This window comes from Shewanella sp. 8A, from assembly GCF_023475945.1.
Lineage (GTDB): Bacteria > Pseudomonadota > Gammaproteobacteria > Enterobacterales > Shewanellaceae > Shewanella > Shewanella xiamenensis.
Window position 1 is genome coordinate 37,205 of sequence record NZ_JAMDJP010000011.1, and the last position, 13,622, is coordinate 50,826.

Annotated in this window: 10 protein-coding genes; 5 read left to right on the top strand and 5 right to left on the bottom strand. The window is 45.2% G+C overall.

Annotated features, from left to right (window positions below; genetic code table 11):
- Positions 1-12: 12 nt before the first annotated feature.
- Positions 13-333 (bottom strand): BolA family protein, encoded by a 321-nt coding sequence (locus M0413_RS10365; protein WP_037415031.1) that lies wholly within the window; start codon positions 331-333, stop codon positions 13-15.
- A 134-nt stretch (positions 334-467) separates the two neighbouring features.
- A complete protein-coding gene (locus M0413_RS10370) occupies positions 468-1,130 on the bottom strand; it encodes an alpha-ketoglutarate-dependent dioxygenase AlkB family protein (protein ID WP_144374729.1) in 663 nt (220 codons plus the stop codon).
- Between the two features lie 259 nt (positions 1,131-1,389).
- Between M0413_RS10370 and M0413_RS10375 the strand changes: the two genes are divergently transcribed.
- Together M0413_RS10375 and M0413_RS10380 are read left to right on the top strand one after the other, a co-directional pair.
- On the top strand, positions 1,390-2,523 hold the full coding sequence (locus tag M0413_RS10375; protein WP_144374828.1) for a methyltransferase: 1,134 nt from the start codon (positions 1,390-1,392) through the stop codon (positions 2,521-2,523).
- A 211-nt stretch (positions 2,524-2,734) separates the two neighbouring features.
- Positions 2,735-5,887, top strand: a complete 3,153-nt coding sequence (locus tag M0413_RS10380) for a DUF2339 domain-containing protein (protein ID WP_144374730.1) — start codon at positions 2,735-2,737, stop codon at positions 5,885-5,887.
- 78 nt (positions 5,888-5,965) lie between these two features.
- On the opposite strand, the gene M0413_RS10385 is transcribed toward M0413_RS10380, so the two are convergent.
- On the bottom strand, positions 5,966-7,258 hold the full coding sequence (locus tag M0413_RS10385; protein ID WP_144374731.1) for an O-acetylhomoserine aminocarboxypropyltransferase/cysteine synthase family protein: 1,293 nt from the start codon (positions 7,256-7,258) through the stop codon (positions 5,966-5,968).
- Positions 7,259-7,851: 593 nt separating this feature from the next.
- Here M0413_RS10385 and M0413_RS10390 point away from each other — a divergent pair.
- Positions 7,852-8,250: a GreA/GreB family elongation factor gene (locus M0413_RS10390; RefSeq protein WP_037427074.1), complete on the top strand. Its 399-nt coding sequence runs from the start codon at positions 7,852-7,854 to the stop codon at positions 8,248-8,250.
- A gap of 530 nt (positions 8,251-8,780) precedes the next feature.
- On the opposite strand, the gene M0413_RS10395 is transcribed toward M0413_RS10390, so the two are convergent.
- Positions 8,781-9,560: an AraC family transcriptional regulator gene (locus M0413_RS10395; RefSeq protein ID WP_144374732.1), complete on the bottom strand. Its 780-nt coding sequence runs from the start codon at positions 9,558-9,560 to the stop codon at positions 8,781-8,783.
- A 186-nt stretch (positions 9,561-9,746) separates the two neighbouring features.
- On the opposite strand from M0413_RS10395, the gene M0413_RS10400 reads away from it, so the two are divergent.
- On the top strand, positions 9,747-10,637 hold the full coding sequence (locus M0413_RS10400; protein WP_144374733.1) for a DMT family transporter: 891 nt from the start codon (positions 9,747-9,749) through the stop codon (positions 10,635-10,637).
- 134 nt (positions 10,638-10,771) lie between these two features.
- A complete protein-coding gene (locus M0413_RS10405) occupies positions 10,772-12,403 on the top strand; it encodes a methyl-accepting chemotaxis protein (protein ID WP_249554060.1) in 1,632 nt (543 codons plus the stop codon).
- Positions 12,404-12,552: 149 nt separating this feature from the next.
- Here the strand turns inward: M0413_RS10405 and M0413_RS10410 are convergent, their stop codons facing one another.
- On the bottom strand, positions 12,553-13,392 hold the full coding sequence (locus tag M0413_RS10410; RefSeq protein WP_037415047.1) for an FAD:protein FMN transferase: 840 nt from the start codon (positions 13,390-13,392) through the stop codon (positions 12,553-12,555).
- Between the last annotated feature and the right edge of the window lie 230 nt (positions 13,393-13,622).

The following is a 13,622-nucleotide window of genomic DNA, read 5'->3' on the forward strand; positions in this document are numbered from 1 at the left end:
AAATAGCGTTAATTAGCCGCGACAATTGGGGGTTTTAGGCACCTCGACGTTCGTCGCCCATTCACTTTGAGTAAAGGTATGAATAGATAGCGCGTGGACACCATTAGCTAACTCATCGGCTAAACAGTTGTTCACCAAGCGATGACGGGCAAGCAAACGGAGCCCTTCAAATTCATCGCTGACCACCACAACTTTAAAGTGAGTCTCTGAATTAGGAGGTACATGATGACGATGACTTTCGTTAAGCACTTCTAAATAGGTTGGTGAGAAGCTCTCAGTTAACTTCTGATTGATGGTCTCAGCCACGGTGCTCTGCACTTGGGTATTGGACATATTCAACTCTCAATATGGGTAAATCCAGTGGCCGCAGAGTACTGCTTCAAGTATAAAAGATCAAATTTCAGCGCCCGTTTTGCAACTTAAAACCTAACAAATCCGACAACATTTTGAATTCAATAACCTTTCAATTATCCATGATAATTAACGATAAGTTGCCTAAATGTGTAGTTCCAACGAGGCTCTGTGACCTTTAGGCGCTTAGGTACACTGTGCAACCAGTCACGTTGCATAGGCCAGTGCATAATTAATAAATCACCACTATGTAAACTAATCGTGTATTTAAGCTTGCTATGTTTATGTTTAATCACAAAATCACGAGTCGCACCTAAGCTGATTGAGGCAATATCGCTGCCGTGGGCAATTTCAGGTTCATCATCACTATGGGCTCCCATACAATCCTGACCATCGGCGTAACGGTTAACTAACACCCCATTACTGCCAAGGCTAAAATCTCGCTGCAATTTATCGCGTAATTTTTGCAGATACTGAGGCCAAGGCAAGGCGCGAATAAATAGCCCCGAATACATATAGTCACATCCCAAATCGCCATACCAAACCTGCTGGCGAGGGATCGAATGGTATCGTCCAAACACTTGAATTTGCGGGCGAGTAAGCGGATATGATTGCGCCTCATTAATCAACGCATTTTGCAGCGCCTTACCTAGATAATCCCGCACTAAGGTGATAGGTGGTTCGAGTTGTCCAATATCGAGGCTTTCGATGGCAAGCACATCATCAGGTGTATCCAAAGGATAATCCTCAAATTCGAATCCTAATTCAGCTTGTTTCATACCCCCACCTTATTCACAGTTCGCTCTTTCGACAATCAGCCTAACGCCAATGATAGTAGTGTTTTACGTAGGTTTGCGCAGCGTTGCGAGTCAACAGTGTATCCAGCCTCAGTCTGAGGATTCAAATTTGACCAGTAAACTTGGCTGCCATGGTACGGCATCAAAGGCATACCTCAAGGTATACAAACTAAGGCAAACATCGCAAGCGGCCATGAAATCTGCGATAATCAGCGCCTTATTTTTATTGGCACAACACAACATGACGACACAATTTTCAGTAGCAGGAATAGAACTCGAACTATTTCGCTATCCCGCATCGCAGGAATCGAATCTTCAAGCGTGGGATGCCGCAGACGAGCATTTAATCAATAGTTTGATTGAAGGTGAACAACCAGCTGTGCCAACGGCCATTATTAACGATAGTTTTGGCGCCTTAAGTTGCGCCCTCTCGCGTATCAATCCCAACTGGCCGCTTCGCGTTGAAACCGATGCCAGAACCAGTTTTTTAGGTGCCGAGCAAAATCATCATCGCAATCAATTGCCGATGGATAACCTGCAATGGTTTACCAGTCGCGACACCTTGCCTCAAGATGTCGCCTTAGTGTTGATGAAATTACCGAAGAATCTCACCTACTTTGCCCACCAGCTCATGCGCCTGTCGCAGGTATTACCCGCTGGCTGTCGCGTCTTAGTTGGCGCAAAAGCCAAATCAATCAACGCGAGTTTACTGGCATTATTTGCTAAACACTTGGGGCCAGCGAGCGCCAGCCTTGCTTGGAAGAAAACCCGCGTGATCACTTGTATTAGTGATGGTAAGCCAAGAACACTGCCAAATGAAATCATTTGGGATATTCCAGAGTTTAGCATTAAAATCAGCAACTTAAGCAACGTATTTGCCGCCAACAAGCTCGATATTGGTGCACGAATTATGCTCGATAATCTACCCCAAGGAGAGTTTAAAACGGTTGTCGACCTTGGCTGTGGTAATGGCGTGCTAGGGCTTCGTGCCGCCCAATTATATCCCAATGCCGATATCCATTTTATCGATGACTCCGAAATGGCTGTTGCCTCGGCAAAGGCCAATTGGACAACCAATCAACTCCCCGAAGGCAAGGGACATTTTCATTGGGATGATTGCATGAGCCACTTTCCCGATGATATAGAGCCTGATTTAGTACTGTGTAATCCGCCCTTCCATCAGGGCGAAGCCATTACCGATCATATTGCTTGGCAAATGTTTTTAGATGCCCGTCGTCGGTTAAAAAATGGCGGGATTTTACATATAGTGGGCAATCGTCACTTGGCTTACCATGTGAAATTACAACGCTTATTTAAAAACTGCACCACCGTTGCCTCAAATGGCAAATTTGTCATCCTGCAAGCCCAAAAATAGTCCTTTCTACACCGCGAAACTGGCGCTAGCGATTAGCGCTGTTTTCGCAAAATTAGCTCAGATGCTTATCATCAGAATGTTCTGAACAGCGGCTTTTAACTAGCCGCCGCCCGAAGTTGTCAGTACAATCCGCGAAAGCAAATACATAAAACTAAACGACTTAGACTTTTATGTACCTGATTTATATGGATAGCGTATTTAGGATACTGATATGCCGTTAAAGGATGACGTAGAGCAACTCAAGGTAGAATTGACGCAATTAACTTTGCAGCACCTCGCGCAGCAATCTTCACTTGACCGCCAACTAGCTGAGTTCTCAGCCAAACTCGATACCTTAAGCTTAAAGCTTGAACAGCAAAATTATGGCTCCACTCCAACGAGCAGCATAACTGAGCTAGCCGCTGCCGAGTCATCCCCGATTGCGATCACAACAGATGCTCACGCAATAGCGAGTCATGCCACTCTGCAGTCCGAAACGGTTTCACATCCTACTGAGTCACAAGCCCCAGCCACGTCACCTTGGCAGGATGATCCATGGCAGCGCCAAACTAACCCGCGCTCTCGCGAGCAACATGATTCGCCACAAGCCACTGATATCGAGCTGATAAAGCAAACTCGGGTAGAACTAGGTGTTCAAGCAACAAGCCAAGTTGAAGCCCAAGTAGAAGCCTTTTTATCGCAAGGCGTTGCCGCAATAATGGCGCCCTTTGTGGCCATAAAAGAACAGCTAAAAGGCTTCTATCAACATTATCAAGCGAAGGGCTTGGGGCCAGTGTTTTTAATGACCGTGGCCGGCATTATTACCCTCACCCTAGGTTTTGGTTATCTGCTGCAATATTCCATCAATCACTGGTTTTCTGAACTCGGTAAAGCATTGCTCGGTTTTGGCTGTGCAAATGCGATTATCGCTGGCGGCATTTTTATCCGTCAAAAACGCCAAGGTATGGCCGACTTTGGCTCGGGAATCGTTGGATTAGGGCTGATCTTAAACTACCTGTGCGCTTATTTTATTGGCCCCTATTTTGAGATTATTCCCAACGGCGCCAGCTTTATTCTATTGCTATTGATTACCTTAGCGGGCTATGGCCTTTCAATGCGCCTCGATGCCAAAGTCATTGCGGTCATCGCCTTAATTGGTGGCTCAACGGCACCTATGATGCTGTTATCCCAAAGCTATGCGCCGCTGTTATATATTCCCTACTTACTGCTGATTGGTACTGGGGCATTAGCACAAAGCCGCAAATTGCAGTGGCCATTACTGCTTGAAATGACCGCCTTATTACATATCGCTTGTATTGAAGCCTTCAGCTATTTTGTCGATTTACCACTCCAGCAATGGCACGGCGAAGCTGTGCTGGCCGTTGTGAGTCTTAACGCGCTCTTTTATCTCTATGGGCTAGCTGGGCTTATCGTTAACTCATCGACAACATCACTAAGCCATAGGGTATTGGCACTGCCGATTGCGTTATTGGCTTTTGTGATCTTTGAACTGACACAATTTACTGAGTTTGCAGGGGAAATCTTTATCGCTAACGCACTAGTCTGCGTAGGGCTGTACCTTAAACTTAACAATCGGCTCGCTAAATCCCAAAGTAGCCTCTTGCTGGTGTTTGGCGGAAGCTTTGCCGCCTTTGCGGCACTTTATCTGGTAAGCCATGATTTCTTAGGATTAGTATTGCTACTCGAGGCAATATTACTGTTGTGGATTGGGCTCAACGAAAAACTGATTTCAGTGCGCGCCGAAGCCTATGTCTTGCTAATGATGGGACTGGCGCTCAATGCCTACAGCCTACTCTCGGGCTTGACCTTACTCGAACTCGGCGGCTTATCGCCAGTGGGTGCCCTTGGCTTCCCCCTTATCGCGTTAGCCTTAAGTGCTGGCGGATTGTTCTTTACGATCAATCAACTAACAAATAATGAATTAATACTTTCCAAGTTAGAAGGACAACTCAGCTATCTACTAAAAGAAAGCCTCAGCGGGTTTTATGTCGCGACGCTATTGATTACAGCTTATCTTGTTAGCAGTGATTACTACCTCGCCATTGTGCCACTCCTTAGCCTGTTACTCTTATATTTAAGTAGCAAAGACAAACTGGTGGTCAGTGAGTTTGCCGCCTGGCTATTGCTGCTACCATTGTTGTTTGCTGTAATCGAAGGCGTTACCCTCTCCGGCAGCATGAGTTTTAGTGCTCAGCCACTGATGGCCAAAATCGCGCGGATTGAATTGTTCGCCGCCCTATTGCTGGGTCATTATTGGTATCGTAGATGCTATCCAGAATCCTTATTCGCTCAGGCCGCCAAACAGATACAAATCGGCTGTTATCTTCTTTTGCCACTGCTTTTATTACCTAAAGTCATCCGCAGTTATTGGGAGTTTACCGCAGCCGCATTCTGGTTTAGCAACCTATTCAGCCTTGGACTTGCCTATGTGGTTAGACACAAAGCCCTTGAGATTGAAACTAAAATTCTGACCTGGCTTGCCATACTCACCACAGCGAGCTTATGTCTGATTGAAATCTGGCAAGGGCTTATTGCGCTGCTGATTGGCATGCTTGTTATGGGATTTGTACTCATTCGTTATCGCACTCTCCCCGACAGGTGGCGGCTACTATTAACCCTTCAATGGCAACTGAGTCCCTATTACTTTGCACTGCCGTTGGCCGTACTTGTCTATGGATTAAATCGCACTGATGTGGTGGCTTGGTCGATGACGGCTTTAGCGCTCAGTGGCTACTTTGCACTATTACTCCAAAGAGGGACTAACCATACGGGCGAAAAGACCAGCTTATTCGGTCACATTGCCTGTGAAATCCAAGCCGCAGTGCGCTCAAGCTACAGTCTTGCCTACGGTCTTTGCCTTGGCCTAGCGCTGCTGCCTATCCTGCTGCATTTTGAGATATCGTTGAGAGTAGATTTGAATAATGCGTTACTGATCCTCTGCGAATTTACCGCCTTAGCATTGCTTGCCACGCTGATATTACGCCGCGGCGTTGCTATCCGTTTACATCGACGCTTCTTACCGCTGCAATGGTTAAAATGGGGTTGGCATGGATTACTTGCGCTCAGCTATCTCACCTGGAGTTATGTATTTGATAACATGATTGCCGCGCCGCTCAGTGCGATTTTATTAGTGGTGCATGGCAGTGTATTGATGTTTATCAGCTTAAAACCCCAACATGCGGATATGATCCGCCTCGCCGCAGGGCTCTTTACCTTAGCCACGCTCAAGGTGTTATTACTGGATATGGCGTCCTTCGAACTGGTGCAAAAAGTCATCGCCTTTATGTTAATTGGAGTCATTTTACTGAGCGTATCTTACTTCTATCAAAAAGCGCGTAACCGCCTTCAAGAAGCAAATGAGTAAGAGACGTTTATCCTTCAAACGCAAAAGGCCGCTTCTACTAGCGGCCTTTTTCAAACACATACGATGATATGACAAACTTTACATCAATGCTTTTTCCAGCGCCTGCGAAACATCGGCGATAATATCGTCGATATGTTCAATGCCGACGGAAATACGAATGAGATCTTCAGACACCCCAGCTCTAGCAAGTTCATTCGCATCCAGCTGTCTGTGGGTGGTGCTGGCAGGATGACAAGCTAACGATTTCGCATCACCAATGTTCACTAAGCGCAAAACCATCTTCAGGGCATCAATAAACTTACCTCCCGCGATTTTACCTTCCTCTGGCGTTACCGCTTTAATACCAAAACTGATGATCCCAGAGGCTTTACCGCCAGTGATCTTTTCACAATTCTCACGGTAAGGACTGCTCGGCAGAGCACCATAATTTACCCAGCTAACGGAAGGATGCAGTATCAAGTATTCGGCCAATGCCAACGCATTTGAGCAATGGCGCTCCATTCTAAGGCTTAAGGTTTCAAGCCCCTGCAACAGTAAAAAAGCACTGTGTGGTGAAAGTGCCGCCCCCGTATTACGCAGCGGCACCACACGGCAACGTCCGATAAAGGCCGCAGGGCCAAAGGCTTCGGTGTAGACCACACCGTGGTAGGAAGGATCGGCCTGATTTAGCAAGGAAAAACGTTCTTTATTCGCCACCCAATCGAATTTACCCGAATCGATAATCACACCGCCAATGGTTGTACCATGGCCGCCAATGTATTTAGTGAGGGAATGAATAACGATATCGGCACCATGCTCAAACGGGCGACATAGGACTGGCGTGGCGACAGTGTTATCGACAATTAAAGGCACACCGTGTTTATGGGCAATCTCGGCTAAACGTTTAAGGTCGACAATATTACCGGCGGGGTTACCGATAGACTCACAAAATAACGCCTTGGTTTTGGCATCGATTAAAGCTTCAAGTCCTTCAAAATCATCAAAGGCCGCCATCCGCACTTCGACTCCTTGGCGCGGCAGCGTATGGGCAAACAGATTGTAAGTACCGCCATAGAGCTGGCTGGTGCTGACGATATTATCGCCAACCTGAGTTAGAGCTTGAATCGCATAGGTAATAGCCGCCATGCCAGACGCCACAGCAAGCGCACCGATCCCACCTTCAATAGCGGCAAGACGCTGCTCAAGTACGCTGGTCGTTGGATTCATAATCCGCGTATAAATATTCCCAGCAACTTTTAAGTCAAATAAATCAGCACCATGCTGGGTATCATCGAAGGTATAGGACGTCGTTTGATAAATAGGTACCGCAGCAGCTTTAGTCGTTGCCTCTGATTCATATCCGTGGTGTAACGCCAGTGATTCAAGTTTCATTTTTGCTTCCTTCCCCTGAAAAATTCCCAACCATTGCGCCTAAGCCAACACAAACATTGGGGGCACTTTGCGAAAATAGACACTAAAACCGCACAAGATTTGTGCACTGCACCCAAGCTACCAGACGGCCATCTAGAAGTCTAAACATTTTTATACATAGTGCTTTAAAATTTAACTGCTGCAATTAAAGAACAAGTATTTTGAGTAAAATAAGTTTCACCCATTTATCCGTTATTATATTGTTATTAATATGACAATCATTTTCAGGCTTGCTTTATTTTTTTAGTTGGCCTATGGTATGGACAGTTTATTAGTCATTAATCATTAACTCTGTTAGATGATTAATTTAATCTTAAAATTATATGGAGATGTAGCCCGTGTTAAAAAATGCATTTTCATTACTCAGACTTAAGTCAGCTTGGTTAATGCTGAATACACTTGATTATTTATCCCGCGCGGTACGCCTGTCTCTTAAATTCCCAGTTTAAGCCGAGTGCTACTCGCACTCGGCATCTGATTACCCACATTTCAATTTATTGCTCCTATTTTTATGCTGGGGCTTAGCTGTTATCTAGCTCATATTTGGGGTAGCTATGTTTTATTCTTTTTTTAGTAATCTATTTCAGTCTTTTATGTTGAAAACAGAAACCTATTACTTGCAAAACAGTTTTAATGCCTCATTACGCCCCACCGCACTGGCGGCGGTGATAGCAAAGCTCGATCAACTTAAAAGTGAAGAAACCCTAGATAAAGTGACCGTTGGGCGTGAAGTGCTCCTCGTTAATCAACAGGATCAGCAGGAGTATCGTATAGAACTGGTATACCCACCTAGACACAAACCAAGAGCGGGTCGCTACTCTGTCATTTCCGATTTAGGTGTGAGCTTACTGGGGCGAACCAAAGGTGAATATGCTGAGGTAAATATTTTAGGTAAGCCCGTGCTGTTTATGGTGAAGGATATTTCACTTAGCAAGAGACAACCTAAAAATTAACGGAAAAAAATAACAACTTTAGAATAAAGCATGTTCAAATTTCAGTGGCAACATGCTTTTAGGTCGCTATTTGCGGCGGCATCTAGCACAGGCATAAAAATATATTGGAGGATACGATTTTGAAGTTATTTACTGGCCGCGAAATAAATTAATAGCAGAGAGCTAACACTTACTCCTCTTAAAAACTTACTAAGTATGGCAGCGCTTATGTAGAAACCATAAAGAGGTCAAAGTGTTTTATCTCGCTCAGAATGCTTTAAATTATTCAAATTTATCGATAGATTAATTTGAACTAACTGTCGGTGAGAATGCGGCGCTACACTCGATAGTTTGACTTTACTTAATCTCATTTTAGTTAGGAGTATTTTCCATGAGTAAAGAAAAAGCGAAAAAACCGCCGATGAAAACCTTAAAAGAGAAGCGACAGGATAAGCGGAATCGCCAAAAAGCCTCCGATTAATGCCTGTTATAAAAATCCCTTAAATCCTCTCTTTTGTGACATAGGGTGCGGCAATAGCCGCGCCCTATTTTTATGCGAGTTGGCGGCGATATTGCTCGGGTGAGTATTGAGCATATTTTTTAAACATCACAATATAGGGTGAAGTTTGGTTATAGCCCAATGTCAGGGCAACTTCTTTGATTGATAAGCCTTCACGTAGCAATTGCAACGAATAAATAAACTTATGCCGCTGACGCAATTCAGTAAAACTCATTCCAAGGCGGTCTTGGCAACGCCGAGCGAGTGTGCGTTCTGTGGTATGTAATTCACTCGCCCAGCTTTTAAGGCTTATTTGACTGGCAGGCTCGAGTTCAAGTTGCTGCAAAATAGGTTGCAACAGTTTATCTGTACTCGAAGGCAAAAATTGTGGCTGCGCCTGACCTAAGATTAACTGGTCAATTAACACCTCAACCAAACGTTTATCCGCATCCGTTTGTGCAACACGCACCTGCCGCTGGCGGAGATCGTTCACTATTGCCTGCGCTATCGGCGTCACCACAAGTAAACAAGTTTCATCAGGAAAAACCTGCGCCCGACTCGTAACAATATTCAATGAGCAATAATGGATACTGCGGCGGGTGTAACTCTCATGCTCTACGCCTGCTGGCACCCAAATCGCATATTGGGATGGCGACAAAAATCGTTGTCCAGCCGCATGCAACTCCATAATGCCACCGCTGATCAGCTGTAATTGCCCCCAAATGTGGCTATGTTTTGGTGTAATGGTATTGGGCAGAAAGGCTTCATAGTTGAAGAAAATATCTGCCACTGGCGCTTGCTCAGAATTAAGTGGATGGTAAATAGGGTGCATCGTACTCCTAAAACTCGACTTTACATCCAATCAAAACATCGATTGATGCGGTGGTTGTCTATCGAGGAACTGACATTGTCTTTTAAGCAATATTTATATCATAAAAGACCAGCAATAATAGCGACTATCTATGACAGCACGTTTGCCACTAGGCATCGGCTCGTTTCCCCCAATGAAGACTGACCTATGTTGTATTTATTTCCACTACTCGCCGTAATGATTTGGGCGGGTAACGCCATTGTTAACAAACTTTCCTTTGGAATTATCGCCCCTGAAGCCATTGCCTTTTATCGCTGGTTTTTTGCCATGCTTGTGCTTACCCCTTTTATGCTCAAACCCGTCTTGAAAAAACGTAGAACAATCATTCCTCTACTACCGAAATTAGCGACCTTAGCCTCCTTAGGAATGGTATTAAACCAAAGCCTTGCCTATTTTGCCGCCGCGACGACAACCGCCACCAATATGGCATTAATCAACTCGATAGTGCCTATGGTAAGCCTGTTTTTGGCGGTACCTTTACTCAAGCAAAGGCTCTCGCCATTAGTTTTTGCTGGCAGCCTAATCTCACTGCTGGGCTTAGTGTTTATGCTAAGCCACGGGGATATGGCTAATCTGGCGATAGGGGTTACTGAGGGGGATTTATTATTACTTATCAGTGCGTTTGTTTACGCCCTTTATGGGGTACTGCTAAAACGCTGGCAGCTACCGATATCGACGTGGGAATCAGTGTATATTCAGGGCATTATCGCTGTGTTGATGTTAACTCCGCTGCTGTTTAGTGCGCCAAGCGTCACGATTAGCAGCCAAGCTACACCACTTATTGTGTACGCCGCCCTTGGCGCATCACTCATCGCCCCTTGGGCGTGGATTAATGGCATTAGCAAATTGGGCGCCGAACGCACCAGTATTTTCTTCAATCTAATGCCAATTCTGGCGGCTATATTTGCGGCGATAATCTTAAATGAGACCTTAGCCGTTTATCACTACCTTGGCGGTTCAATGGTTATCTTGGGGGTAATGTTAGTGCAGATAAAGCCCAAACCTAAAATATCAGCCCTAAGCGCCTGTGCTGATTAAATCGACTCAATAGCCCCATATCAGTGGGGCTTTCCTACGATGATTCTCCTTAATTGTCTGTTGTTACTGCAAACCACAAAATAGCGACTAAGCTATTTAATAAGCAATTTTGTCAGTACGTTATGGAGTACCCTATGTTTAATAGTATTCGAGTAAAGTTTTCGCTGATGTTTGCCATTATGGCGACCGCCTTGATCGTTATGGCAATTACTGATGCTATGCAAAGCCGCTCAACTCTTAAGCAAATGCAGGAGTTTAGTCAGTTATTTAATCCTGCGATTTCAGCCATTCTCAACGCTGACCGCGATCTCTACCAAGCACAGCTAAGTGAAGAAGTGTTACTCAGATCCGATCTGGGTAGTGACAGCCGTAAAAGCGAAATAGATAACTGGCAAGAGAATGTCGATCAGGCCCGCGATCGAATGGGGGAGTTTAAAAAACTCTTGCAGGATCATGCCCAAGTATTGCAATCCACCAATGGCTTTGAAGCACAGTTTTCGCTCTGGTATCAAGCCTCATCTGACGTGATAAATGCAGTAAAAAATAGTCAGTTTGACCTAGCAAGACAACTACACGAAAGCAAATCCAAAAAAGAGTTTAAAGCCCTAAGAAACATCTACAATACCGCAGGTGAAGCCGCCGACAATCGCGTTAAAGAACTGGATTTACAAGCCACCGAGCAGGCTACAGCCCAAACTCAAATGTCAGTTACGATCGCTACGCTTGTCGCTATTGTCGCCCTCGTGATTGCCTACTTTGGCCCTAAGATTATTGTCAACGCGATTCAAGACATTACTAATAGAATTAATGACATAGTCGATGGCGATGGCAACTTAACCCAACGAATTCCTATCACTCGCCAAGATGAAATTGGCGAACTGGCCAATGCTTTTAACTTGTTCGTTGCCCAGCTGCAACAGATGGTAATCGCCATTATCAGCCAAACCAAAGATGTGAGCCATACTGTTGAAAACCTAGCGACTAAATCAGCTACTACCATAGGGATCAGCCACGAGCAGGAACAATTTGTCGACACCATAGTTACAGCCGTAAATGAAATGAGTGCCGCGGTAAGGGAAGTGGCCAGCAACGCCCTGCATACTGCTACCGAAATCACTAAGGTCAATGATCAGACTATTGAGGGGAAAAAAATCCTCACGCAATCGGTGCATCATATTCAGCAATTGTCTGAATCGGTTAAAAATGCAGTCGCTGTTATCGAAAAGCTCTCCGTCAACTCCGCTAACATTGCCTCGGTACTGGATGTGATCCGCTCAATTGCGGAGCAAACTAATCTGCTCGCTCTTAATGCTGCCATTGAGGCTGCTCGTGCCGGTGAACAAGGGCGTGGTTTTGCGGTGGTCGCCGATGAAGTACGTACTCTGGCGAGTCGTACTGAAACGTCGACTCAAGATATTCAGCGCATGATCGAAGAATTGCAGCGGGGCGTTAATGATGCGGTGAAGAGTATTGAATCAGGCGCCAGCCTCACCCATTCTACGGTTACCCTTGCCAGTCAGACTCAAGATGCCTTAGATCAGATCCTAAATTCCACCTCTAAAGTCAGTGAGATGTCGACTCAAACCGCGACCGCAACAGAAGAACAAACCCACGTCACAGAGGAAATCAATCGTAACTTGACTGAACTGTCTGATAAAACAAGATATTGCAATATGGTGATCCAAGAAACACAGCAAATAGTGGTCAATACCCGAGCCATTTGTAGCAATCTACAAAAAGAAGTCTCGCGCTTTAAAGTCGCTTAAAGAGAGGCATTTGAGATACTGGCCAAGCCCAAAAGGATTGGCCAGTTTTTATTTAAAACAATGGCTTGAATAGAATAATCCGATAGGTACATCAAACTGCGGCACGTCAACCACACCGCCTTAGTACCGAGCATGTTTAAATATAACGGTTAACAGACTAACTGGCCGCCAAGCTGATTAATTTTATCTTTTGCAGCTTTAGCTGAAAGATAACCTGCCACCTTGGTTAGTGCATCTGCACGCCATGCGAAAGGCGCTTGAACGCTAACAACACGCTCATTAGACGCATCAAAGCTCATCATATCGACATTACCTGTCGGCAGTAATAATGCTGGACAACCTAGGCTCAATTGCTGCGAAACTCGTGAGCTTGCCAGAGCCATATTGCGGACTGTTATCTTCTGGCTTAATCCATTTGAGCCTCGACAAAGCACATCCAAGGAGGCAGAACCAAATACTCGCAAGTCCCCTCCCGCATTGACCCAACCACCAGAAACCCCTGCACGACGTAACTCACTTACTGCCATATCAACCGCATACCCCTTGGCGATGCCGTCAAAAGTAACAATTAATGGCCGAGCTAACCGCGCTTGGTTCCCTTTAATTTCAATATCTTGCCAATCGCCCTGCAAAAGTAGCGGCATACCAAGGTAGCAAGGTAACGCCCCGCGAGACATCATTTCACCACCAATGGTGCAATTAAATAAGTTGTCGCTAGCTTTACCAAACCACTTGGCTAATTTAAATACCCTCAGACTATCTTGGCTTAGAGTGACCCAATGGCCAGGCTGACGGTTTAGAAGATTTAACTCACTATCTTGCTGATGAAAACTTAATAAACGTCCAATTTGTGCAATGCGAGAAAAAGCCGCAGTAATCGCAGCTTGAATGGCTTGCTCATCGAGTGTTGGTTGGCTGGGTTCTTCAACTACCGATTCGACTGCAATTTCAATTAACGTGCCCAGTAATGGCTTAGCTCTTCGTATCACGATGCTGCTGGCTATGTGAGGTGTGGATGAAGGATCACCGTTTTACCGCATCTGGTTACTAACAGCAAGAGTGGCCTTAGTATGTTATGCGAAAAGATACCCGCAAAATTAAAATGTTAAAAACGAACATAACTCCTCACACTCTCAGCACGTAGTACTGTGTCAAAAACAACAGAAAACCCAACAACACCGAATCGTACACCAACTTAAGATCCACTAAACTGTATCAG

Coding starts and splice junctions, on each gene's coding strand:
- M0413_RS10365 (WP_037415031.1), bottom strand. CDS start 333: ATGTCCAATACCCAAGTGCAGAGCACCGTGGCTGAGACCATCAATCAG.
- M0413_RS10370 (WP_144374729.1), bottom strand. CDS start 1,130: ATGAAACAAGCTGAATTAGGATTCGAATTTGAGGATTATCCTTTGGAT.
- M0413_RS10375 (WP_144374828.1), top strand. CDS start 1,390: ATGACGACACAATTTTCAGTAGCAGGAATAGAACTCGAACTATTTCGC.
- M0413_RS10380 (WP_144374730.1), top strand. CDS start 2,735: ATGCCGTTAAAGGATGACGTAGAGCAACTCAAGGTAGAATTGACGCAA.
- M0413_RS10385 (WP_144374731.1), bottom strand. CDS start 7,258: ATGAAACTTGAATCACTGGCGTTACACCACGGATATGAATCAGAGGCA.
- M0413_RS10390 (WP_037427074.1), top strand. CDS start 7,852: ATGTTTTATTCTTTTTTTAGTAATCTATTTCAGTCTTTTATGTTGAAA.
- M0413_RS10395 (WP_144374732.1), bottom strand. CDS start 9,560: ATGCACCCTATTTACCATCCACTTAATTCTGAGCAAGCGCCAGTGGCA.
- M0413_RS10400 (WP_144374733.1), top strand. CDS start 9,747: ATGTTGTATTTATTTCCACTACTCGCCGTAATGATTTGGGCGGGTAAC.
- M0413_RS10405 (WP_249554060.1), top strand. CDS start 10,772: ATGTTTAATAGTATTCGAGTAAAGTTTTCGCTGATGTTTGCCATTATG.